Consider the following 19,682-nt stretch of genomic DNA (forward strand, 5'->3'; position numbering starts at 1 on the left):
GCTTATTTTTGAAAAAAGGCTCAGATTATAAAATCCAAGCCTAACTTTTCTACTTACACACTTTACGGGATAGTGTCTAAATAATGTATTATCAACATTAAGGTTTTAAGTTTCCTAAATCATAGTACCCAGAATAAACAAGTTCTATCTTTCTACTCTCAATATCTATTTCTACATGATGTAATCTATCAAAGTCTCTTATATAAACATTTAATCCTAATCTAAAAATATTAGGTGTTGTTAAATCAGCATCATGATCATCAAGTGAACATACAAGCTCGAAGTTTAAATCTTCTTCAAAATCATTAAAGCTTCGGATCTGCGTCATATCATAAGTTATATATTCAGTTATCATGCTTAAATTCTTTGGGAGTGCAGCTCTAATTAAATTATTTAAATTCCCATTTCTATAATTTTCAACAATACTCGTAAAATTAGTGGTCGCTAAATCTAACTGTGTAACAGTCCCATCACTCTTCAATAAGTACGCATTATCATTTCCTAATTCTAATGTACCACCAGTAGTATCAAATTTCTTAGTATCTGAAAATCTAAAAATAAGATTTAAGTCCCTACTCTCTTCAATGAAAAAAATATGCATATATGAATTGTTTACTCCATCATTAATAGCCTTATTAATAATTCTATTAATTTCATCTTTTAAAATTAGAAATTCATTTTTTAAATATAGCCTTTGCTTTGTAAAATATTCTTCAAATCTTTTTTTATCATCCATGTGTCTTTCTAAACTTATTGGCTTAGAAATAAACATTTTTACAATATCCTTTCGTCCTATAATTTGATATAGATCTAAAAGATTGTTACTTTCCAAATTCAATTTGACACCCATAATTCTCAGTTTTTAAAATGGTTAAATTTATTAATAGCCTCCACTTTGTTGTTAACGTGGAGTTTTCTGTAAATGTTTCCGACGTGTTTTTTAACGGTATCGATGCTGATGAATTTTTTATCGGCGATTTCTTTGTAGAGCAATCCCTGCGATAAAAGTTCCAGTACTTCTTTTTCCCTTTCCGTAAGTTCATCATAGCCTTTTATTTCGGGGAGCTTTCTTTCGAAGTGGCTGAGAACTTTTCGGGCAATCGAGAAACTCATGGGAGCACCACCGTTGTAGACATCTCTTATTGAGGAAAGGATCTTATCCATGCTTTCGCCTTTTACAAGGTAGCCCATTGCGCCGGCTTTTAAGGAATTGAAGACTTTTTCATCATCCTCGAAACTGGTACACATGATAAACTGTGTTTGAGGCAATCCCTTCCTAAGCTTTTCGATAATTTCAATACCGAGCATATCCTGTAGCTGAATATCCATCATCACCACATCCGGAGAAATATCAGAAAGATTTTTTAAAGCTTCATTTCCATCAAAAAACTGCGCAACGACTTTCATGTCATCCTGATAATTGATGACTTTCTTCAACGCATTGTTGTAGTTTTTTTCGTCTTCTACTATGGCTATGGAAATGCTCATGTCGGTAATTTTGTTTAAGACAAATTTCAACAGAAATCAAAACAGAATCAATTACCCTTTTGTGTAATTTTCAGAGTTTGAGTTCATGGCTTTTTGGTTTAGTTTTTGTTTTTATTAAATTTAGTAAAAATTATTTTACAAACGAAAATATTTAACAATCAATATATTAAAAAATTAAAATCATGAAAAATGTACTTTTCATCGCTATTTCAGCGATTTCTCTATCGTTATTAAGCTGCAAAAAAAGTGAAGAAGGGAATAAAAATGTTATAAAAGCTAACGATTCGGAAGCTATCTTGGCAGATAACGGTAAAGTAGACTCTACAATAAGTTATGATACGGATATTAATGGTAAGAAAAGTATAAAAACAGATTATGTATACAAAGCTACCGACGGAAGCCTCGCAAAAGTTGTTTTTAATTATGAAGAAAAAACAATGAGCATAAGAAGTAATAATAAAACTTTCATATTAAATAAAGTAGAATCCAACGGAAGTGAGACCATCTACGAAAAAATGGATATGAAAGCTACAGTAAAAAGGGACAGCTTAATTCTTGATCAGGGAAACAACATCATCCAGCTAGTAAAAACCAAAATATAAAGCATAAAAAAACCGTTCAGAGCTGAACGGTTTTTCTTTTTATATCTGATGAATATTATTCTTCAGTTTTTTCTTCTGTAGAATCTGCAGCTTCAGCCGTTGGCTCAGCAGCTTTTTCTTCTACTACAGGAGCTTCAGCTACTACAGCTTCTTTCTTAGCTGTTGCAGATCTTCTGCTTCTTCTTGTCGCTTTTTTCTCTTCCGCATTTGGATTGTAAAGCTCATTGAAGTCTACCAATTCGATAAGAGCAGTATCAGCAGCATCACCTGGTCTGAATCCTGTCTTGATGATTCTTGTATAACCACCGTTTCTCTCAGCGATTTTTGGAGCTACAGTTCTGAACAATTCAGCAACTGCTTCTTTATTTTGAAGATATGAAAAAACAATTCTTCTGTTGTGTGTAGTATCTTCTTTTGCTTTTGTTAATAGAGGCTCAACATATACTCTCAAAGCTTTAGCTTTAGCAACAGTAGTGTTGATTCTTTTATGCTCAATTAGAGAACAAGCCATATTAGAAAGCATAGCACTTCTGTGAGAAGCTGTTCTTCCTAAGTGATTGAATTTTTTACCGTGTCTCATTATTAATTATTTATCAGCGTCTAACTTATATTTTGCAACGTCGAAACCGAAGTTAAGACCTTTTGAATGCACTAATTCTTCTAGTTCTGTCAAAGATTTTTTACCAAAATTTCTGAATTTCATCAAATCAGACTTACTGTAAGAAACCAATTCTCCAAGAGTTTCCACTTCAGCCGCTTTCAGACAGTTAAGGGCTCTTACGGAAAGATCCATATCTGCTAATTTAGACTTAAGGAGTTGTCTTGTATGAAGAGTTTCCTCATCATATTGGATAGATGCTTTTACGGCTTCCGTTTCAAGCGTGATTCTCTCATCTGAGAACAGCATGAAGTGATAAATTAATATCTTAGAAGCTTCTGTTAAAGCATTCTGAGGACTGATAGATCCGTCAGTTTCTATATCTAATACAAGTTTTTCGTAGTCTGTTTTTTGCTCTACACGATAATTTTCAATGCTATACTGTACTTTCTTGATTGGCGTGAAAATAGAGTCTATCGCAATAGTACCTACCGGTGCATTGTTTGACTTATTTTGTTCAGAAGGAACATACCCTCTTCCTTTTTCTATATTGAAAGTAATTTCGAAAGTTACATCACTGTTCAGGTTGCAGATCACCAAATCCGGGTTTAATACCTCAAATCCGTTCACAGACTTACCTAAATCACCAGCAGTAATAACCGTTTGACCTGAAACTTTAGCAACAACCTGCTCATTCGATTGGTTTTCTGCCGTAGCTTTTAATCTCACCTGCTTAAGGTTAAGAATAATTTCGGTAACGTCTTCAATTACTCCTGGAATAGTTGAAAATTCGTGCTCTACACCTTCTATTTTGATAGATGAAATAGCATAACCTTCCAGAGAAGAAAGCAACACTCTTCTCAAAGCATTACCGATTGTAAGCCCGAAACCTGGTTCTAGTGGTCTGAATTCGAATTGACCTCTAAATTCATCAGAGTTAAGTAAAATTACTTTATCGGGTTTTATGAATTGTAAAATTGCCATATTATTGGGTTGAGCAAAAATTTGATTAAAAAATTATTTAGAGTAAAGTTCGACGATAAGCTGTTCCTTGATGTCTTCCGGAATTTGGATTCTCTCAGGAGCAGAAACGAAAGTACCTTCTTTCTTCTCATCGTTGAATTGTAACCACTCATAATTTGCTTTAGAAGCTAATGCGTTTGTAACCACTTCAAGAGACTTAGACTTTTCTCTTACCGCAATTACATCACCTGCTTTTAGCAAATAAGATGGAATATTTACCAGCTCTCCGTTCACAGTAATGTGTCTGTGAGAAACAAGCTGTCTAGCAGCAGATCTTGTTTTAGCAAAACCTAATCTGTATACTACGTTATCCAATCTGGATTCGCAAAGTTGTAATAGAACTTCACCTGTTACCCCTTTACTTCTGTGTGCTTTGTCGAATAAATTAGCAAACTGTCTTTCTAAAATACCGTAAGTATATTTAGCTTTTTGCTTTTCAGCTAACTGAACTGCGTATTCAGATTTTTTAGCACCTCTTCTTTTGTTAGGACCGTGTTGTCCTGGCGGTTGGTTTTTTCTTTTCTCGAAGTTTTTGTCATCTCCGTAGATTGCAGCACCAAACTTTCTAGCAATCTTAGTTTTAGGTCCAATATATCTTGCCATAATGGGTAAATTCTAAAAATTAAACTCTTCTTCTTTTTGGTGGTCTACATCCATTGTGCGGCATAGGAGTCACATCAATGATTTCGCTAACTTCAATTCCTGAATTGTGGATGGATCTGATAGCAGATTCTCTACCTGCTCCCGGACCTTTCACAAACACCTTTACTCTTCTTAATCCAGCTTCGTGAGCTACAGCAGAGCAATTTTCAGCTGCCATCTGAGCAGCAAATGGAGTATTCTTTTTAGAACCTCTGAAACCCATTTTACCGGCAGAAGCCCAAGAGATAACCTCTCCGTTTTTATTTGTTAAAGAAATGATGATGTTATTGAAAGAAGCCTGAATATGAGCTTCACCAATAGCTTCAACTTTTACTTTTCTTTTCTTAACTACTTTAGTTTGTTTTGCCATAATTCCTAACGATTATTTACTAGCTTTTTTCTTGTTAGCAACAGTTTTTCTCTTTCCTTTACGGGTTCTAGAGTTGTTTTTCGTTCTCTGGCCTCTTAAAGGTAATCCAAGTCTGTGACGTATTCCTCGTTGGCATCCTATGTCCATTAATCTCTTAATGTTCAATTGCACTTCAGATCTTAATTCTCCTTCTACTTTTACGTTTTCAGAGATGTATGTTCTGATTGCAGCCAATTCATCGTCATTCCATTCGTTGACTTTCTTGTCTTCGCTGATACCGGCAGCTTTAAGGATTTCTGAAGCAGTGCTTCTTCCCACCCCGTAGATGTAAGTTAAACCGATAACGCCTCTTTTGTTTTTTGGTAAATCAATACCTGAAATTCTCGCCATAATTTAATTTTAGCCTTGTCTTTGTTTAAATTTTGGGTTCTTTTTGTTGATTACGAATAGTACACCTTTTCTGCGTACGATTTTGCAATCAGCGCTTCTTTTTTTAATTGATGCTCTTACTTTCATTTTGATAGTATTTATTTTTTAACAATAGCCAAATGGAACGGATGCTCCATTTGGCAGATTGTTTTTAATATCTAAATGTAATTCTCCCTTTTGTTAAATCGTAGGGAGACATTTCCAATTTCACCTTATCACCAGGTAAAAGTTTAATATAATGCATTCGCATTTTACCAGAAATATGAGCGATGAGTACATGCCCATTTTCAAGCTCTACACGGAACTGGGCGTTCGAAAGTGCTTCCGTAATAACGCCGTCTTGTTCAATATGTTTTTGTTTCGCCATAAATTAATATCCAGTCGTTCTTGATAATTTAGACTGCATTAAGCCATCATAGTGATGGTTCAGCAGATAAGTATTAATCTGTTGAACGGTATCTAAAATTACTCCCACCATAATCAATAGTGATGTTCCCCCGAAAAATAGGGCGAACGCATCTGTCTGAACAAAGGTTCCATGCACAATTGCCGGAAGGATTGCAAAGATAGACAAAAATATTGCACCTGGCAAGGTAATTTTTGATAAAATATCATCTAAATAATCAGCCGTCTCTTTTCCGGGTCTTACTTTCGGTACTAAACCTCCGTTTCTCTTCAAATCATCAGCCATCTGGTTCACCGGAATTGTAATTGCAGTATAGAAAAACGAGAAGATAATAATTAATAGCGCGAACAATACGTTGTACTGCCAGCTAAAAACATTCTTGAAACCTGCAAGAAAAGTATTGGACTCATCCACTTTCGTCAATAAACCAGGTACGAACATCAATGCCTGAGCAAAGATAATCGGCATTACACCGGCTGCATTCACTTTCAATGGGATCCACTGTCTCGCTCCCTGCATAAGATTTCTGTTTACACCTCCTCTTGCCTGAGCTCTGCTTACATACTGAATAGGGATTTTTCTAACAGCCACGGATAATACCACAGCTAAAAGAACAACCAACATCCAGAAAATTACTTCAATAAGGATCATGATAGATCCCATTCCACCTTTTCCGTTCTGCACTGCCATTTCCTGAACGAATGCTTCCGGTAATCTTGAAAGAATCCCCACCATAATAAGGATAGAGATACCGTTTCCGATACCTTTGTCGGTGATTTTTTCACCTAACCACATTGCGAATACTGAACCAGCAACCAAAATAACAATACTTGGCAACCAGAACATAATAGAATTTGGCTCTACATAATATGCAGATGAGAACTGAGCATACGGTAAAAACAACTGAGTGATCGATGTTAAATAAGAAGGTGCCTGTACAAGACAAACTCCGATTGTTAACCATCTTGTGATCTGGTTCAATGTATTTCTACCAGACTCTCCATCTTTCTGAAGCTTCTGAAGATAAGGAATAGCCATTCCCATCAACTGAACAATAATAGAAGCAGAAATATAAGGCATGATACCCAACGCCATTACGGAAGCGTGGCTGAAAGCTCCCCCCGTAAACGACGAAAGCAAGCCAAGGAGACCTGCTCCTTGCTTGTTACCGCCTTGATTTTTATAATGCTCTAAGAGATCCCCTACTTCCGCAAGGTTAATTGCAGGTAATGAGATATAAGATGCGAATCTATACACAAGGATAATTCCTAAAGTAAAGAGAATTTTATCTCTAAGTTCTTTAAGACTCCAAATATTTTTGAGGGTTTGTATAAATTCTTTCATTAGTGATTATTATAAGGTAATTGCTTTTCCACCTGCTTTAGCGATAAGCTCTTCAGCAGATTTAGTGAATTTGTCAGCAGAGATTGAAACCGCAGATTTCAATTCTCCTCTACCCATAATTTTCACTAATTCGTTTTTAGTAATTAAACCATTCTCAATCATAACTTCTCTTGTAATATCTCCTGTGATAGATTTATTTTCAATTAAAGTCTGGATTGTATCAAGGTTAACTCCTCTAAACTCTTTTCTGTTTACGTTTTTGAATCCGAATTTCGGTAATCTTCTCTGTAAAGGCATCTGACCTCCTTCAAAACCGATCTTCTGAGAATAACCAGCTCTTGCTTTCTGTCCTTTGTGACCTTTAGTAGCAGTACCTCCTTTTCCGCTACCCTGTCCTCTACCAATTCTTTTTGAATTGAAAGTAGATCCTGCAGCTGGCTTTATGTTGTTTAAATTCATTTTAAAATTATTTTAAAAATTATTTTTGAACTTCAAGTAAGTGACTAACTGCAGCTATCATTCCTAAGATAGAAGGAGTAGCTTCGTGTTCTACAACTTGGTGAAGTTTCTTAAATCCTAATGCTTCAAGCGTTCTCTTTTGGGTTTTTGTTCTTCCAATAGCGCTTCTTACTTGCTTTACTTTGATTGTTGCCATTGTTTTATATATTAACCGTTAAACACTTTACTTAGAGAAACTCCTCTCATTCTAGCGATTTCTTCAGGTCTTCTGATGTCCAATAACGCTTTGAAAGTAGCTTTCACCACGTTGTGAGGGTTAGAAGATCCTTTAGATTTTGAAAGGATATCATGAATACCAGCAGACTCCAATACCGCTCTTACCGCACCTCCGGCGATAAGACCTGTACCGTGAGAAGCAGGTCTTAAGAAGATATCTGCACCTCCGTATCTAGCAGTAGTCTGGTGAGGAATTGTGTGGTTCATTACAGGAACTTTCACAAGGTTTTTCTTAGCGTCTTCCACTGCCTTAGCAATTGCAGAAGCAACCTCTTTAGATTTTCCTAATCCGTAACCGATAACTCCATCTTCGTTACCTACAACTACGATAGCAGAGAATCCGAAAGCTCTACCTCCTTTAGTTACTTTTGTTACTCTGTTAACAGCTACGAGACGATCTTTAAGTTCTAATCCTCCCGGTTTTACTCTTTCTATATTATCTAGTCCTAACATATTTTCCGAAATTTAATGATTAGAATTTAAGTCCACCTTCTCTCGCACCATCCGCTAGAGCTTTAATTCTCCCGTGATATACGAATCCGTTTCTATCAAATACAATATTTTCGATTCCTGCAGCGATAGCTTTAGCAGCAATAGCTTTACCTACAGCAGCAGAAACTTCAGTCTTAGTTCCGTTAGCGTCAACTCCTTTCTCTCTTGAAGAAGCAGAAGCCAAAGTTTTTCCACTGTTATCGTCGATTAACTGAGCGTAAATTTCCTTATTACTTTTGTATACAGATAATCTTGGCAATTCAGAAGATCCGGAGATTTTTCCTCTTACTCTTCTTTTGATTCTTATTCTTTTTTCTAATTTACTTAATGCCATAATACTTATAATTTATTAAGCAGATTTACCAGCTTTACGTCTAACAATTTCTCCTACGAATCTTACCCCTTTACCTTTGTATGGTTCAGGCTTTCTGAAAGAACGGATCTTTGCAGCTACCATCCCTAGAAGTTGGTTGTCGTGAGACGTTAAAGTAATAATTGGGTTTTTACCTTTTTCAGTCAATGTATCTACTTTTACTTCGTTTGGAAGTTCAAGCACGATACCGTGAGAGAATCCTAAAGCTAACTCAAGTTTTTGACCTGCATGAGAAGCTCTGTATCCTACCCCTACTAATTCCAGTTTCTTTTCGAAACCTGTGTTTACACCAACAATCATGTTGTTGATTAACGCTCTGTATAAACCGTGAAGCGCTTTGTGTTGTTTAGCATCAGATGGTCTGTTTACATTCAGTTCTCCATCTTTCTGTTCTATAGTAATTCCTGCTGTAAGCTCCTGAGTAAGTTCTCCTTTAGGACCTTTTACAGTTACCACACCATCTTTTTCAGTGATTGTAACTCCTGCTGGAACTGTTATAATTGCTTTACCAATTCTTGACATTTTCCTGTGATTAAAAATTAATAAACATAGCAGATTACTTCACCGCCTACTTTTTCTTCTCTAGCTTTCTTGTCAGTCATTACTCCTTTAGAAGTAGAGATGATAGAAATACCCAAACCGTTTAGTACTCTTGGAAGTTCTCCTGAACCTTTGTACTGTCTCAAACCTGGTCTAGAAGCTCTTTGGATAGACTTGATAGCTGGTTTGTTGGTTTGTTTGTCGTACTTTAAAGCGATTTTGATCGTACCCTGAACAGCGCTATCTTCAAACTTGTAGTTTAAGATATACCCCTGATCGAATAAGATCTTAGTAATCTCCTTTTTGATTTTCGATGCAGGAATTTCCACCACTTTGTGGCCTGCGCTTTGTGCGTTCCTTACTCTTGTTAGGAAATCTGAAATTGGATCTGTTACCATTTTTCTTTTATAAATTATTGGTTAAAGAACAATCAGTATTGTAAGGACTTGAAGAGTAAAATATCAGACCTCAGAAATCTCGGTCTGATATTTTTATCTTTAGTATCCAGACAACTTAATTGTCCCGATTTTTTAATTAGTAATTATTACCAACTAGCTTTTTTAACTCCCGGGATAAGACCGTTGTTTGCCATTTCTCTGAAAGTTACTCTGGAAATACCGAACGTTCTCATGTATCCTCTTGGTCTACCTGTTAGTTTACATCTGTTGTGTAATCTTACAGGAGAAGCATTTTTAGGCAATTTTTGAAGTCCTTCGTAATCACCAGCTTCTTTAAGAGCCTGTCTTTTAGCAGCGTATTTAGCAACTAGTGCTTCTCTTTTGCGCTCACGCGCTTTCATTGATTCTTTAGCCATTTCTTAGTTCTTTTTAAATGGTAAACCGAAGTGAGTTAATAATGCTTTCGCTTCTTTATCTGTTTTCGCAGTAGTAACGAAAGTGATGTCCATCCCCTGGATTTTTTTCACTTTGTCGATTACGATCTCAGGGAAGATGATCTGCTCAGTGATCCCTAAGTTGTAGTTCCCTCTACCGTCGAAACCATCAGCCTTGATTCCAGAGAAATCTCTGATTCTTGGCAATGCAGAAGAAGTTAATCTGTCTAAGAACTCATACATTTTATTCGCTCTAAGAGTAACTTTAGCACCTACAGGCATTCCTTTTCTCAATTTGAAAGCAGCTTCGTCTTTCTTAGAGATCGTACCTACAGCCTTCTGACCAGTGATGTTCGTTAATTCTTCAACAGCATAATCGATGATTTTTTTGTCTGCTGTAGCATCTCCTAAACCTTGAGATAAAACAATTTTCTCTAATCTAGGTACCTGCATTACAGATTTGTATCCGAATTCTTCCATCATTGCAGGAACAATCGTTTCTTTATATGCTTTTTTGGGTCTTGCTATATATTCCATGTGTTATTTAAAATTATAAAGTTTCACCCGTTTTTTTGTTGATTCTTACTTTCTTATCTCCTTCGATTTTGTAACCTACTTTAATAGCTTTTCCGTCTTTTCCAACTAAAGCTACGTTTGAGATATGAATAGAAGCTTCTCTTTCAACGATTCCTCCTTGAGGATTTGAAGCTGAAGGCTTAACGTGTTTTTTAACGATATTAAGTCCTGCAACTACTACTCTTGGGTCTCTTCCTTCTTTTTTGATCACTTCAATAACTTCACCTGTACCACCTTTAAGACCTTTCTTACCTGTAGTTACGATTACGTTATCTCCTCTTTTTATTTTTAACTTTGACATTTTTTTACAATTTTAAATATTAAAGTACTTCAGGAGCTAATGAAATGATTTTCATATATTCTTTGTCTCTCAACTCACGAGCAACCGGTCCGAAAACACGAGTTCCTCTCATTTCTCCCGCTGCGTTTAGCAATACACAAGCATTGTCTTCGAATTTGATGTATGAACCATCTTTTCTTCTTACTGCTTTTTTAGTTCTTACTACTACAGCTTTAGATACCTGACCTTTTTTAGCGTTTCCTGATGGTGTAGAATCTTTGATAGTAACAACGATTTTATCACCAACTGAAGCATATCTTCTTCTGGTTCCTCCCAGAACTCTGATAACCAATACTTCTTTAGCACCTGTGTTATCAGCAACTTTTAATCTTGATTCTGTTTGTAACATTATTACTTAGCTTTTTCAATGATTCTTACTAATCTCCATCTCTTGTTCTTGCTCAAAGGTCTAGTTTCCTGAATTAAAACTGTATCTCCTTCTGCGCATTCGTTGTTCTCGTCGTGTGCAGTATATTTTTTCGTTTTCAATACGAATTTACCGTACATCGGGTGCTTTACTCTCGTAGTTTCACTAACAACAATAGTTTTTTCCATTTTATTGCTGGAAACCACTCCGATTCTTTCTTTTCTTAAATTTCTATCCATTTTAAAATGAAATTATTGTTTGTTAGTTAACTCAGTGTTTAGTCTAGCGATTGTTTTTCTCAAATCTCTGATTTGGATCGGGTTTTCAATTGGGCTGATCGCATGAGCCAATTTCAATTTAGAATATTGAGCTTTTGCTTCAGTTAATTGAGCTTGAATATCACCCGCGCTTAAATTTTTAATATCAGCTTTTTTCATTGTATTCAAAGATTAAAGAGGTTTAACAAAATCGTTAGCAACGATGAATTTAGTAACTACTGGTAATTTTTGTGCCGCAAGTCTTAAAGCTTCCTTAGCGATATCGTAAGGTACACCTCCGATTTCGAACATAATTTTACCTGGTTTTACTACAGCTACCCAATATTCCACAGCACCTTTACCTTTACCCATACGTACTTCCGCTGGTTTTTTAGTAATTGGCTTATCCGGGAAAATTTTAATCCATAGTTGTCCCTCTCTCTTCATATATCTTGTCGCAGCGATACGAGCAGCTTCAATTTGTCTTGCAGTGATCCAAGCACCTTCTGTCGCCTTGATTCCGAAAGTTCCATAAGCAAGTTGACTACCTCTCTGGGCATTCCCCTTCATTTTCATCTTATGAACTCTACGGAACTTGGTTCTTTTTGGTTGTAACATAATTTCTAAATTTTAGATTTTAGATTTTAGATTTTAGATTTTTTTTATTTTAAAAAAGTAACGGTAATTTAAAATTCAAAATTTCTAATCTAAAATTTTAATTATTATTGTTATTGTTGTTGTTTTTTCTAGGTCTTCTGTTGTCTCTGTCTCCTCCTCTGTTATCTCTTCTGTCTGACTGACCTCCTTTTTTCTGTTGTCCCACTAATGGAGAAAGTTCTCTTTTACCGTAAACTTCACCTTTCATGATCCAAACTTTTACTCCTAGTTTTCCGTACTGAGTAAGTGCTTCACCGATATGGTAATCGATATCTGCTCTGAAAGTAGACAATGGAATTCTTCCTTCTTTGAAAGATTCTGATCTTGCCATTTCAGCTCCGTTCAATCTACCAGAGATCTGAACTTTGATACCTTCTGCACCCATTCTCATTGTACCTGCCATCGCCATTTTAACAGCTCTTCTGTAAGAGATTCTGTTTTCAATCTGCTTAGCAATGCTGTCTGCAACTAATACTGCATCAAGCTCTGGTCTTTTGATTTCGAAGATGTTGATCTGAATATCCTTTTTAGTCAATTTTTTCAACTCTTCTTTCAGTTTATCAACTTCCTGACCTCCTTTACCGATGATAAGTCCCGGTCTAGCAGTAGTAATTGTAACTGTTACTAATTTTAATGTTCTTTCAATATAAATTCTTGAAATCCCACCTTTAGATAATCTAGCTTCAAGGTATCTTCTGATTTTGTAGTCTTCCGCGATTCTGTCTCCATAATCGTTTCCGCCAAACCAGTTAGAATCCCATCCTCTGATGATACCTAATCTGTTACCAATTGGATTTGTCTTCTGTCCCATACCTTGATTTAGTTTTCTTTATTACCTAAGATTAATGTAACGTGGTTAGATCTTTTTCTGATTCTGTACCCTCTACCTTGCGGAGCTGGTCTTAGTCTCTTCAATTGTCTTGCACTATCCACGAATATTTCTTTAACGATAAGGTTTGCTTCCTCAATGTCAGCCCCTTCGTTTTTCACTTGCCAGTTAGCAATTGCAGAAAGAAGTAATTTTTCTAATTTGTTAGAAGCTTCTTTCTTAGAATATTTAAGGATATAAAGAGCTTTATCTACTTGCTCTCCTCTAATGATATCAGCAACTAATCTCATTTTTCTCGGAGAAGATGGGCAGTTATTTAATGAAGCTTTAACAACGTCTTTGTTAGCTTCTTTTCTTGCGATTGCGCTATCTTGTTTTCTTGATCCCATGATTATCTGCTTCCTTTGTTTTTGTTACCACCATGACCTCTGAAAGATCTTGTTGGAGAAAATTCGCCTAACTTGTGACCAACCATGTTTTCTGTAACATAAACAGGGATAAAAGATTTCCCGTTGTGTACAGCAATAGTTTGTCCTACGAAGTCCGGAGAGATCATAGATGCTCTAGACCAAGTTTTGATAACTGTCTTCTTACCAGACTCTATATTTGCCTGAACCTTCTTATCTAAAGTATGATGAATGAACGGTCCTTTCTTAAGTGATCTTGCCATAATTATTTTCTTTTAGATACGATGTAACGGTTAGACACTTTGTTTTTCTTTCTAGTTTTGTAACCTTTAGCCGGTTTACCGTTTCTAGATCTTGGGTGACCTCCAGAAGAACGTCCTTCACCACCTCCCATTGGGTGATCTACAGGGTTCATTACTACCGCTCTTGTTCTTGGTCTTCTACCTAACCATCTGCTTCTACCAGCTTTACCTGATACAGTTAATTGGTGATCAGAGTTGGAAACAGATCCAATCATTGCCATACATTCAGTAAGGATCATTCTGGATTCTCCTGAAGGCAATTTAATGATTGCATATTTCCCGTCTCTTGAAGTTAATTGCGCTGAAGAACCAGCACTTCTTGCTAAAATAGCACCTTGACCAGGCTTCATTTCAACACAAGAAATTACAGTACCCAATGGAATATTTTTCAATTTCATTGCGTTACCTACGTTAGGTTCTACGCTTTCACCTGAAACTACTTTTTGGTCTACTTTGATACCGTTTGGAGCGATGATATATCTCTTCTCTCCGTCTGCGTACTCTAATAAAGCGATAAATGCAGTTCTGTTTGGATCGTATTCTACAGATTTTACAGTTGCTTCAACGTTTGCTTTGTTTCTTTTGAAGTCAATAATTCTGTATTTCTTTTTGTGTCCACCTCCGGTGTAACGCATGGTCATTTTACCTGTTTGGTTACGTCCACCTGACTTTTTAATACCAACTGTTAGAGATTTCTCTGGTTTGTTAGTAGTAATTTCCTCAAAATTGTTTACAATTCTGAATCTCTGTCCCGGGGTGATAGGTTTTAATTTTCTAACAGACATTACTATTATTTATAATTATAATTAATTTACAGCAAAAATATCGATAACCTCACCTTCAGCAAGTTTGATTACCGCTTTTTTCAATTTGTTTGTCTTTCCTACTTGAAGACCTTTTTTAGTGTATTTCGAAGAAACCTTCGGAGCATAAATCATTGTATTAACGTCTGCTACTTTTACACCATAAGCCGCTTCTACAGCTTTCTTAATCTGGATTTTATTCGCCTTAGTATCTACCAAGAAAGAATAAGAACCTCTTAAATCTGTAAGGTAATTAGCCTTTTCTGAGATAACTGGTTTAATGATAATAGACATGATTTATTTCTTTAAATTTTCCTGGAATTTTTCTACTGCACCTTCGAAGAATACGATCTCACCTGCGTTTACTAAATCGTAAGAACTCACTTCGTTGAAGTTCATTACTTTAGTCTTAGGTAAGTTTCTTGAAGATAAATACACATTCTTGTTAGCTTCAGGAAGAATGAACAAAGATTTTTTACCGTTTAATGTTAATGCATCTAATAAAGTAATGAAATCTTTAGTCTTAGGAGCTTCGAAGCTCATATCTTCTAAAACTTTAATGCTGTTGTCTCTCATTTTCTGAGATAAAACAGATTTCTTAGCTAATCTCTTAAGAGCTTTGTTCAATTTGAATCTGTAGTCTCTTGGTTTTGGACCGAATACTCTACCTCCTCCTCTGAAAGTTGGAGATTTAATATCACCATATCTAGCAGAACCAGATCCTTTTTGCTTCTTAAGTTTTTTAGTAGAAGCTGTGATTTCGCTTCTTTCTTTTGCTTTATGAGTCCCTTGTCTTTGTGCAGCAAGGTACTGTTTAACTTCTAAGTAAACCGCGTGCTGATTTGGCTCAATTCCGAATACTGTTTCGTCTAGAGTTACTTTTCTTCCGGTCTCTTTTCCTGATGTATTTAATACTACTAGTTCCATTTTCTGATAATTACATAAGAATTTTTAGCTCCCGGAACAGCACCTTTTACTACTAAAAGATTTTGTTCTTGATCCACTTTTAATACCTGAAGGTTTTGTACAGTTACCTGCTTACCTCCCATTCTTCCAGCCATTCTCATCCCTTTGAATACTCTTGAAGGGTCAGATCCTGCACCGATAGAACCTGGAGCTCTAAGTCTGTTGTGCTGACCATGAGTTGCCTGCATTACACCTCCAAATCCGTGTCTTTTAACAACACCCTGGAAGCCTTTACCTTTTGAAGTACCTGTTACGTCTACGAATTCTCCTTCGTTGAACAAGTCTACCTTTACTTCTTCTCCTACTTTTACTTCATCAACGAATTCTCTGTAGAATTCTACCAATTTAGCTTTAGGAGCAGAACCAGCCTTTTTGAAATGACCAGCTAACGCTTTACCAACGTTCTTCTCACTCTTGTCATCGAAACCTAATTGAACTGACTTATAACCGTCTTTTTCAATGGTTCTGACCTGTAAAACCGAGCATGGACCAGCCTGAATAACTGTACAAGGAATATTTTTCCCTGCTTCGTCAAACAAAGAAGTCATACCGATTTTTTTACCAATAATACCTGACATTGTTTATGTTATAATAAAATTTATCCTTTATTTATCACCATTTTTGGAGGTCTGAAGTAATTTCTACTTTTGAATATAGGCATACTACGCCCCTAAAATGAGTGTGCAAATTTATGAATATTTTTATAACTGACAAATATTTTCAGTAAAATATTTTGATTTTTAATCATTTACAGAAAAATCTTAAGATCACGAATTTTTAAATGATGTCAAAATTATTCACTTTACAGACTTTTTTGCAAAAACGAAAGAAATAGCCATAAGAAGGAAATGGTGTGACTTAATGACTGAATAATTAAGGAGCCAGTTCAATCGGATTATTTTTCTTTTTAATCCTATCCTTTATCTGTCGCTCTGTTCCTGAATCGAAACTAAAACCTCCTTTAGCAATTTCAGAGACGAAATTTTCATGAAAATTTTTAAATGCTTTATAAAATTCAGATTTCTTTACCGTTTTTCCTTTAACTCTCTTTTTGGAAATCCACATCTTAGGCTTTTCTGAAAAGGTTTTATAGCTCACAAGCTCGAACGTATATTGTTTTTTAGAATCCTCAATCTCCACAATCAGCCCCGGAAGACCATAAAATTTATAAGGACCATCAGAAACCGGAATTTCGTTCGTGAACCACGCTTTATAATCACGTCCCGCATACGTAACCAACGCAGCCTGACATTTTAAATTTCCTATTTCTTTTGTTTCACCGGTAATCTTCCAGTTAAAATCAGGCTTTTCTTCGTAAATAAAATTGTCCTTAATAATATAATCATAATAAGAAATATTGTTTTTTTCAAAGTTTTTAATGACTCGAAAAGTAAAGTTGGTTTTAGGTAAACTTTTAGGATCAAGACCAAAAGCAAAACGGTTTGCTCCACCAGCTAAAGAATCTCTGTTATATGAAGTTACTCCCATAAACTGAGATTTCTCTTTTCCCCTTTCCAAAATAAAATACTCTTCACTAGAACTGGATTTATCCAGAGAATCAATCTGATATTTCAAAAGATATACATATCTGGATTCAACATCATCAATATTTACCTTTTCCTGAGCGGAAAAATTAACAATTGCAAAAAAGAATAAAAAAGTAAAAAATGTAATTTTATAAGACATTCTATTCATATTTTATGATTGGAGACTGCATATGCGTCCTTAAAAATATAAATAAACATTCTATAATCAAAATTAATTGCGAATAATATAAAAAAAAGACAATAATTATTTGAATTAAAAAATTACGCCGTATTTATTTTACAATAACACTGATGCCAATCTCTTCAAGTTTATTTTTATCCTCGTCTAAAATATCACCATCTGTAATCAGAAAGTCAATTTTATCCAAATCAGCGATTTTTCCGAAACCTTTTTTATTCAGCTTGGAAGAATCTGCCAGAATCACTACTTTATCCGAACATTCAATCATCAGTTGATTAAGATGAGCTTCCGCAGCATTCGAAGTACTGATCCCGAAATCCATATCAATTCCGTCTACTCCCAGAAATAATTTATTGCACGAGAAATGTTTCAGAATCGTCTCAGAGATGGAACCTACAATGGAAGTCGAACTTTTTCTCACCTCTCCTCCCAATTGTATAATATTAATATTCGGATTATTGCAAAGCTCGATCGCAACCCGTAAAGAAGATGTGAGAACCGTCAACGGGCCAAAATTAACCAGCATACGCGCAAGATAATGCATCGTGGTTCCTGAAGCCAGAATAATACAGTCGTTCTCCTGAATCAGAGAAAGCGCACCTTTCGCAATATTCTTTTTAGCCTCTACATTGATATTTTCCTTTTCATCTACATTTTTTTCGTACGCATACCTCACCTGCTTACTTGCTCCTCCGTGATTCCGGAACAGCAATCCCAGACTTTCAAGGTAATTCAGATCCTTTCGGATCGTAACCGACGAAACATTGAATTTCTCACAAAGATCCTGAACCAGAATATGATCTTTTTCGTCTAATTCCTTTAAAATATCATTATGCCTTGGAAGCAATTTCTCCATTATGTTTCGTTTTCTCAAAAATACCATTTTTATTTTGATTCGAAAAATTTCATTTATTTTCTTTTTGGTTTCGTTTTTAATTTATAACTTTGAAAACGAAACATAACGAAATATTATGAAACGAAACGAAGAACTCAGCAAATTATCCACCGTTAAAGAATGGGACTTTATCATCATTGGCGGAGGAGCGAGTGGATTAGGTTCGGCACTGGACGCAACGAGCAGAGGATTTAAAACGTTACTGTTAGAATCTCACGATTTTGCAAAAGCAACTTCCAGCAGAAGTACAAAACTGGTACACGGCGGCGTAAGATATTTAGCACAGGGAGATATAGGCTTGGTAAAAGAAGCTTTAAAAGAAAGAGGTTTACTGGCAAAAAATGCAGCACACGTTGTAAAAAACCAGTCTTTTATTATTCCAAATTACACTTGGTGGGAAGGAATTTATTATAAAATAGGACTTTCGGTTTACGATTTTCTTGCCGGAAAATTAAGTTTGGGTAGAACGAAATACATCAGCAAATCAAAAACCGTAGAGAAACTTCCGACCATCGAACAAAAAGGTCTGGCGAGCGGAGTGGTTTATCAGGACGGGCAGTTTGACGATGCAAGACTGGCGATCAACTTAACACAGACCATTATCGAAAAAGGCGGAACAGCGGTTAATTACGTAAAAGTGATTAATCTGATGAAAAATGACTCCAATAAGATCATCGGTGTTGTTGCGGAAGATCAGTTTACAAAACAGCAATTCGAAATCAAAGCGAAAGTTGTTATTAATGCAACCGGAGTTTTCACGAATGATATCTTAAATATGAACAACCCGAAACACGGAAAATTCGTCGTTCCAAGTCAGGGAATTCATTTGGTTCTGGATAAATCGTTTCTGAAAAGTGATGATGCCATCATGATTCCTAAAACTTCGGACGGAAGGGTTTTATTTGTCGTTCCGTGGCACGACAGAGCTTTGGTAGGAACAACAGATACTTTACTGGAAAACGAAAGTTTTGAGCCAAGAGCTTTGGAAGATGAAATTAAATTTGTCCTGAATACGGCAAGACAATATTTAGCAAAGAAACCAACTCGCGAAGACGTAAAATCTGTTTTCGCAGGACTCAGACCTCTCGCAGCTCCGAAAGACGGCAGCAAAAGCACAAAAGAAGTTTCCAGAAGTCATAAAGTCGTTACTTCAGATACGGGACTCATCTCGATTATCGGAGGAAAATGGACGACATACCGTAAAATGGCGGAAGACACGATTGATGAAGCCATGAAAGTTCATAACCTCGGAATAACCACTTCCAAAACAGAACATCTTTCGATACATGGAAATGTGAAACCCGAAACGGTAGACAGAACGAATCATTTATATGTTTACGGAGCCGATATTCCTGAAATAAAAAAACTACAGCAGAACAATCCTGAATTGTCAGAAAAAATACATCCTGATCATCCCTTCACTATGGCAGAAGCAGTCTGGGCAATACGAAGCGAAATGGCACAAACCATTGAGGATATTTTAGCACGAAGAGTCCGGCTTTTATTTTTAGATGCAAGAGCAGCAATCGACAGCGCGCACAAGATTGCACAGATCATTGCAAAAGAAAACGGACATTCTGCGGAATGGGCAGTTGAACAGGAAAGAGAATTTATCGAATTGGCGAAAGGATATTTACTGACTCCTTATTCTCCAAGATCCATTTAACCTTAATTTACGATC

The 19,682-nt window shown here is 35.9% G+C and carries 34 protein-coding genes; 2 read left to right on the forward strand and 32 right to left on the reverse strand.

Annotated features, from left to right (window positions below; genetic code table 11):
* Positions 1 to 97: 97 nt before the first annotated feature.
* A complete protein-coding gene (locus H6W52_RS11950) occupies positions 98 to 850 on the reverse strand; it encodes a hypothetical protein (RefSeq protein WP_116095836.1) in 753 nt (250 codons plus the stop codon).
* A 5-nt stretch (positions 851 to 855) separates the two neighbouring features.
* Entirely contained in the window at positions 856 to 1,488 is a 633-nt protein-coding gene (locus H6W52_RS11955) for a response regulator (protein WP_116095834.1), read from the reverse strand.
* Between the two features lie 182 nt (positions 1,489 to 1,670).
* On the opposite strand from H6W52_RS11955, the gene H6W52_RS11960 reads away from it, so the two are divergent.
* The gene (locus H6W52_RS11960; RefSeq protein ID WP_116095832.1) at positions 1,671 to 2,090 is read left to right on the forward strand and encodes a hypothetical protein; all 420 of its coding nucleotides are present in this window, start codon (positions 1,671 to 1,673) and stop codon (positions 2,088 to 2,090) included.
* Positions 2,091 to 2,145: 55 nt separating this feature from the next.
* On the opposite strand, the gene rplQ is transcribed toward H6W52_RS11960, so the two are convergent.
* From rplQ to H6W52_RS12110, 30 genes are all read right to left on the reverse strand, one after another.
* Positions 2,146 to 2,670 (reverse strand): 50S ribosomal protein L17, encoded by a 525-nt coding sequence (gene rplQ, locus H6W52_RS11965; protein WP_076391872.1) that lies wholly within the window; start codon positions 2,668 to 2,670, stop codon positions 2,146 to 2,148.
* A 6-nt stretch (positions 2,671 to 2,676) separates the two neighbouring features.
* Positions 2,677 to 3,672, reverse strand: a complete 996-nt coding sequence (locus tag H6W52_RS11970) for a DNA-directed RNA polymerase subunit alpha (protein WP_062162712.1) — start codon at positions 3,670 to 3,672, stop codon at positions 2,677 to 2,679.
* Positions 3,673 to 3,705: 33 nt separating this feature from the next.
* Positions 3,706 to 4,314: a 30S ribosomal protein S4 gene (gene rpsD, locus H6W52_RS11975; RefSeq protein WP_029297746.1), complete on the reverse strand. Its 609-nt coding sequence runs from the start codon at positions 4,312 to 4,314 to the stop codon at positions 3,706 to 3,708.
* A gap of 19 nt (positions 4,315 to 4,333) precedes the next feature.
* Positions 4,334 to 4,723 (reverse strand): 30S ribosomal protein S11, encoded by a 390-nt coding sequence (rpsK, locus tag H6W52_RS11980; protein WP_002983263.1) that lies wholly within the window; start codon positions 4,721 to 4,723, stop codon positions 4,334 to 4,336.
* A gap of 12 nt (positions 4,724 to 4,735) precedes the next feature.
* Positions 4,736 to 5,113 (reverse strand): 30S ribosomal protein S13, encoded by a 378-nt coding sequence (gene rpsM, locus H6W52_RS11985; RefSeq protein WP_076391870.1) that lies wholly within the window; start codon positions 5,111 to 5,113, stop codon positions 4,736 to 4,738.
* A gap of 9 nt (positions 5,114 to 5,122) precedes the next feature.
* A complete protein-coding gene (rpmJ, locus tag H6W52_RS11990; RefSeq protein ID WP_007839480.1) occupies positions 5,123 to 5,239 on the reverse strand; it encodes a 50S ribosomal protein L36 in 117 nt (38 codons plus the stop codon).
* Positions 5,240 to 5,303: 64 nt separating this feature from the next.
* Positions 5,304 to 5,519, reverse strand: a complete 216-nt coding sequence (gene infA, locus H6W52_RS11995) for a translation initiation factor IF-1 (RefSeq protein ID WP_055861802.1) — start codon at positions 5,517 to 5,519, stop codon at positions 5,304 to 5,306.
* Positions 5,520 to 5,522: 3 nt separating this feature from the next.
* Positions 5,523 to 6,902, reverse strand: coding sequence for a preprotein translocase subunit SecY (gene secY / locus H6W52_RS12000; RefSeq protein ID WP_072953559.1), 1,380 nt, complete (start codon positions 6,900 to 6,902; stop codon positions 5,523 to 5,525).
* 9 nt (positions 6,903 to 6,911) lie between these two features.
* The gene (gene rplO / locus H6W52_RS12005) at positions 6,912 to 7,361 is read right to left on the reverse strand and encodes a 50S ribosomal protein L15 (RefSeq protein WP_087707997.1); all 450 of its coding nucleotides are present in this window, start codon (positions 7,359 to 7,361) and stop codon (positions 6,912 to 6,914) included.
* A gap of 19 nt (positions 7,362 to 7,380) precedes the next feature.
* Entirely contained in the window at positions 7,381 to 7,557 is a 177-nt protein-coding gene (gene rpmD / locus H6W52_RS12010; RefSeq protein WP_007839493.1) for a 50S ribosomal protein L30, read from the reverse strand.
* A gap of 11 nt (positions 7,558 to 7,568) precedes the next feature.
* Positions 7,569 to 8,090, reverse strand: coding sequence for a 30S ribosomal protein S5 (gene rpsE / locus H6W52_RS12015; RefSeq protein ID WP_047401284.1), 522 nt, complete (start codon positions 8,088 to 8,090; stop codon positions 7,569 to 7,571).
* A 19-nt stretch (positions 8,091 to 8,109) separates the two neighbouring features.
* Positions 8,110 to 8,463, reverse strand: a complete 354-nt coding sequence (rplR, locus tag H6W52_RS12020) for a 50S ribosomal protein L18 (RefSeq protein ID WP_087707998.1) — start codon at positions 8,461 to 8,463, stop codon at positions 8,110 to 8,112.
* Positions 8,464 to 8,478: 15 nt separating this feature from the next.
* Complete coding sequence (gene rplF / locus H6W52_RS12025; protein WP_116095830.1) at positions 8,479 to 9,024, reverse strand: 50S ribosomal protein L6; 546 nt, start codon at positions 9,022 to 9,024, stop codon at positions 8,479 to 8,481.
* A gap of 17 nt (positions 9,025 to 9,041) precedes the next feature.
* Positions 9,042 to 9,440, reverse strand: coding sequence for a 30S ribosomal protein S8 (gene rpsH, locus H6W52_RS12030; RefSeq protein WP_116095828.1), 399 nt, complete (start codon positions 9,438 to 9,440; stop codon positions 9,042 to 9,044).
* Positions 9,441 to 9,586: 146 nt separating this feature from the next.
* Positions 9,587 to 9,856 carry a 30S ribosomal protein S14 gene (rpsN, locus tag H6W52_RS12035; RefSeq protein WP_029297771.1) on the reverse strand — a complete coding sequence of 90 codons (270 nt, stop codon included), beginning with the start codon at positions 9,854 to 9,856 and terminating at the stop codon, positions 9,587 to 9,589.
* Positions 9,857 to 9,859: 3 nt separating this feature from the next.
* Entirely contained in the window at positions 9,860 to 10,411 is a 552-nt protein-coding gene (rplE, locus tag H6W52_RS12040; RefSeq protein WP_072883928.1) for a 50S ribosomal protein L5, read from the reverse strand.
* A gap of 13 nt (positions 10,412 to 10,424) precedes the next feature.
* The gene (gene rplX, locus H6W52_RS12045) at positions 10,425 to 10,751 is read right to left on the reverse strand and encodes a 50S ribosomal protein L24 (protein WP_076391862.1); all 327 of its coding nucleotides are present in this window, start codon (positions 10,749 to 10,751) and stop codon (positions 10,425 to 10,427) included.
* Positions 10,752 to 10,770: 19 nt separating this feature from the next.
* Entirely contained in the window at positions 10,771 to 11,139 is a 369-nt protein-coding gene (gene rplN, locus H6W52_RS12050; protein WP_007839504.1) for a 50S ribosomal protein L14, read from the reverse strand.
* A gap of 2 nt (positions 11,140 to 11,141) precedes the next feature.
* Positions 11,142 to 11,396, reverse strand: a complete 255-nt coding sequence (rpsQ, locus tag H6W52_RS12055) for a 30S ribosomal protein S17 (RefSeq protein WP_029297775.1) — start codon at positions 11,394 to 11,396, stop codon at positions 11,142 to 11,144.
* A 12-nt stretch (positions 11,397 to 11,408) separates the two neighbouring features.
* Complete coding sequence (gene rpmC / locus H6W52_RS12060) at positions 11,409 to 11,594, reverse strand: 50S ribosomal protein L29 (RefSeq protein ID WP_027381309.1); 186 nt, start codon at positions 11,592 to 11,594, stop codon at positions 11,409 to 11,411.
* A gap of 12 nt (positions 11,595 to 11,606) precedes the next feature.
* Entirely contained in the window at positions 11,607 to 12,032 is a 426-nt protein-coding gene (rplP, locus tag H6W52_RS12065) for a 50S ribosomal protein L16 (protein ID WP_029297776.1), read from the reverse strand.
* 97 nt (positions 12,033 to 12,129) lie between these two features.
* Complete coding sequence (gene rpsC / locus H6W52_RS12070; protein WP_087708000.1) at positions 12,130 to 12,882, reverse strand: 30S ribosomal protein S3; 753 nt, start codon at positions 12,880 to 12,882, stop codon at positions 12,130 to 12,132.
* 8 nt (positions 12,883 to 12,890) lie between these two features.
* Positions 12,891 to 13,289 carry a 50S ribosomal protein L22 gene (gene rplV, locus H6W52_RS12075; protein ID WP_050020604.1) on the reverse strand — a complete coding sequence of 133 codons (399 nt, stop codon included), beginning with the start codon at positions 13,287 to 13,289 and terminating at the stop codon, positions 12,891 to 12,893.
* 2 nt (positions 13,290 to 13,291) lie between these two features.
* On the reverse strand, positions 13,292 to 13,570 hold the full coding sequence (gene rpsS / locus H6W52_RS12080; protein WP_002983209.1) for a 30S ribosomal protein S19: 279 nt from the start codon (positions 13,568 to 13,570) through the stop codon (positions 13,292 to 13,294).
* 2 nt (positions 13,571 to 13,572) lie between these two features.
* Positions 13,573 to 14,394 carry a 50S ribosomal protein L2 gene (gene rplB, locus H6W52_RS12085; RefSeq protein ID WP_027381305.1) on the reverse strand — a complete coding sequence of 274 codons (822 nt, stop codon included), beginning with the start codon at positions 14,392 to 14,394 and terminating at the stop codon, positions 13,573 to 13,575.
* A 21-nt stretch (positions 14,395 to 14,415) separates the two neighbouring features.
* Positions 14,416 to 14,706 carry a 50S ribosomal protein L23 gene (gene rplW / locus H6W52_RS12090; RefSeq protein ID WP_042720941.1) on the reverse strand — a complete coding sequence of 97 codons (291 nt, stop codon included), beginning with the start codon at positions 14,704 to 14,706 and terminating at the stop codon, positions 14,416 to 14,418.
* A 3-nt stretch (positions 14,707 to 14,709) separates the two neighbouring features.
* A complete protein-coding gene (gene rplD, locus H6W52_RS12095; protein WP_076391856.1) occupies positions 14,710 to 15,339 on the reverse strand; it encodes a 50S ribosomal protein L4 in 630 nt (209 codons plus the stop codon).
* Positions 15,330 to 15,956, reverse strand: coding sequence for a 50S ribosomal protein L3 (gene rplC, locus H6W52_RS12100; protein WP_076391854.1), 627 nt, complete (start codon positions 15,954 to 15,956; stop codon positions 15,330 to 15,332). The genes rplD and rplC overlap by 10 nt, the downstream gene beginning before the upstream one ends.
* Before the next feature lie 295 nt (positions 15,957 to 16,251).
* Positions 16,252 to 17,064, reverse strand: coding sequence for a GLPGLI family protein (locus H6W52_RS12105; protein WP_157967226.1), 813 nt, complete (start codon positions 17,062 to 17,064; stop codon positions 16,252 to 16,254).
* 133 nt (positions 17,065 to 17,197) lie between these two features.
* Positions 17,198 to 17,962 carry a DeoR/GlpR family DNA-binding transcription regulator gene (locus tag H6W52_RS12110; protein WP_185144384.1) on the reverse strand — a complete coding sequence of 255 codons (765 nt, stop codon included), beginning with the start codon at positions 17,960 to 17,962 and terminating at the stop codon, positions 17,198 to 17,200.
* A 115-nt stretch (positions 17,963 to 18,077) separates the two neighbouring features.
* Between H6W52_RS12110 and H6W52_RS12115 the strand changes: the two genes are divergently transcribed.
* Entirely contained in the window at positions 18,078 to 19,667 is a 1,590-nt protein-coding gene (locus H6W52_RS12115) for a glycerol-3-phosphate dehydrogenase/oxidase (RefSeq protein ID WP_116095824.1), read from the forward strand.
* Positions 19,668 to 19,682: the final 15 nt, after the last annotated feature.

It is taken from the genome of Chryseobacterium sp. C2(2020) (genome assembly GCF_014218915.1).
GTDB classification, from domain to species: domain Bacteria; phylum Bacteroidota; class Bacteroidia; order Flavobacteriales; family Weeksellaceae; genus Chryseobacterium; species Chryseobacterium mucoviscidosis.

Excerpts from the sequence above, each read along its gene's own strand:
- rpsE (WP_047401284.1), bottom strand. The coding sequence starts at position 8,090 with ATGTTAGGACTAGATAATATAGAAAGAGTAAAACCGGGAGGATTAGAA.
- rplV (WP_050020604.1), bottom strand. The coding sequence starts at position 13,289 with ATGGGATCAAGAAAACAAGATAGCGCAATCGCAAGAAAAGAAGCTAAC.
- rplX (WP_076391862.1), bottom strand. The coding sequence starts at position 10,751 with ATGTCAAAGTTAAAAATAAAAAGAGGAGATAACGTAATCGTAACTACA.
- rpmJ (WP_007839480.1), bottom strand. The coding sequence starts at position 5,239 with ATGAAAGTAAGAGCATCAATTAAAAAAAGAAGCGCTGATTGCAAAATC.
- rplB (WP_027381305.1), bottom strand. The coding sequence starts at position 14,394 with ATGTCTGTTAGAAAATTAAAACCTATCACCCCGGGACAGAGATTCAGA.
- H6W52_RS12110 (WP_185144384.1), bottom strand. The coding sequence starts at position 17,962 with ATGGAGAAATTGCTTCCAAGGCATAATGATATTTTAAAGGAATTAGAC.
- rpsS (WP_002983209.1), bottom strand. The coding sequence starts at position 13,570 with ATGGCAAGATCACTTAAGAAAGGACCGTTCATTCATCATACTTTAGAT.
- rpsH (WP_116095828.1), bottom strand. The coding sequence starts at position 9,440 with ATGGTAACAGATCCAATTTCAGATTTCCTAACAAGAGTAAGGAACGCA.
- secY (WP_072953559.1), bottom strand. The coding sequence starts at position 6,902 with ATGAAAGAATTTATACAAACCCTCAAAAATATTTGGAGTCTTAAAGAA.
- H6W52_RS11970 (WP_062162712.1), bottom strand. The coding sequence starts at position 3,672 with ATGGCAATTTTACAATTCATAAAACCCGATAAAGTAATTTTACTTAAC.
- rpsC (WP_087708000.1), bottom strand. The coding sequence starts at position 12,882 with ATGGGACAGAAGACAAATCCAATTGGTAACAGATTAGGTATCATCAGA.
- rpsQ (WP_029297775.1), bottom strand. The coding sequence starts at position 11,396 with ATGGATAGAAATTTAAGAAAAGAAAGAATCGGAGTGGTTTCCAGCAAT.
- H6W52_RS11960 (WP_116095832.1), top strand. The coding sequence starts at position 1,671 with ATGAAAAATGTACTTTTCATCGCTATTTCAGCGATTTCTCTATCGTTA.
- rplW (WP_042720941.1), bottom strand. The coding sequence starts at position 14,706 with ATGTCTATTATCATTAAACCAGTTATCTCAGAAAAGGCTAATTACCTT.
- rpsK (WP_002983263.1), bottom strand. The coding sequence starts at position 4,723 with ATGGCAAAACAAACTAAAGTAGTTAAGAAAAGAAAAGTAAAAGTTGAA.
- rpsM (WP_076391870.1), bottom strand. The coding sequence starts at position 5,113 with ATGGCGAGAATTTCAGGTATTGATTTACCAAAAAACAAAAGAGGCGTT.
- rplQ (WP_076391872.1), bottom strand. The coding sequence starts at position 2,670 with ATGAGACACGGTAAAAAATTCAATCACTTAGGAAGAACAGCTTCTCAC.
- rpsD (WP_029297746.1), bottom strand. The coding sequence starts at position 4,314 with ATGGCAAGATATATTGGACCTAAAACTAAGATTGCTAGAAAGTTTGGT.
- H6W52_RS11955 (WP_116095834.1), bottom strand. The coding sequence starts at position 1,488 with ATGAGCATTTCCATAGCCATAGTAGAAGACGAAAAAAACTACAACAAT.
- rplR (WP_087707998.1), bottom strand. The coding sequence starts at position 8,463 with ATGGCATTAAGTAAATTAGAAAAAAGAATAAGAATCAAAAGAAGAGTA.
- rplP (WP_029297776.1), bottom strand. The coding sequence starts at position 12,032 with ATGTTACAACCAAAAAGAACCAAGTTCCGTAGAGTTCATAAGATGAAA.
- rpsN (WP_029297771.1), bottom strand. The coding sequence starts at position 9,856 with ATGGCTAAAGAATCAATGAAAGCGCGTGAGCGCAAAAGAGAAGCACTA.
- rplD (WP_076391856.1), bottom strand. The coding sequence starts at position 15,339 with ATGGAACTAGTAGTATTAAATACATCAGGAAAAGAGACCGGAAGAAAA.
- rplF (WP_116095830.1), bottom strand. The coding sequence starts at position 9,024 with ATGTCAAGAATTGGTAAAGCAATTATAACAGTTCCAGCAGGAGTTACA.
- H6W52_RS11950 (WP_116095836.1), bottom strand. The coding sequence starts at position 850 with ATGGGTGTCAAATTGAATTTGGAAAGTAACAATCTTTTAGATCTATAT.
- rpmD (WP_007839493.1), bottom strand. The coding sequence starts at position 7,557 with ATGGCAACAATCAAAGTAAAGCAAGTAAGAAGCGCTATTGGAAGAACA.
- rplC (WP_076391854.1), bottom strand. The coding sequence starts at position 15,956 with ATGTCAGGTATTATTGGTAAAAAAATCGGTATGACTTCTTTGTTTGAC.
- rpmC (WP_027381309.1), bottom strand. The coding sequence starts at position 11,594 with ATGAAAAAAGCTGATATTAAAAATTTAAGCGCGGGTGATATTCAAGCT.
- infA (WP_055861802.1), bottom strand. The coding sequence starts at position 5,519 with ATGGCGAAACAAAAACATATTGAACAAGACGGCGTTATTACGGAAGCA.
- H6W52_RS12115 (WP_116095824.1), top strand. The coding sequence starts at position 18,078 with ATGAAACGAAACGAAGAACTCAGCAAATTATCCACCGTTAAAGAATGG.
- rplO (WP_087707997.1), bottom strand. The coding sequence starts at position 7,361 with ATGAATTTAAACAACATAAAGCCAGCTGCAGGATCTACTTTCAATTCA.
- H6W52_RS12105 (WP_157967226.1), bottom strand. The coding sequence starts at position 17,064 with ATGTCTTATAAAATTACATTTTTTACTTTTTTATTCTTTTTTGCAATT.
- rplE (WP_072883928.1), bottom strand. The coding sequence starts at position 10,411 with ATGGAATATATAGCAAGACCCAAAAAAGCATATAAAGAAACGATTGTT.
- rplN (WP_007839504.1), bottom strand. The coding sequence starts at position 11,139 with ATGTTACAAACAGAATCAAGATTAAAAGTTGCTGATAACACAGGTGCT.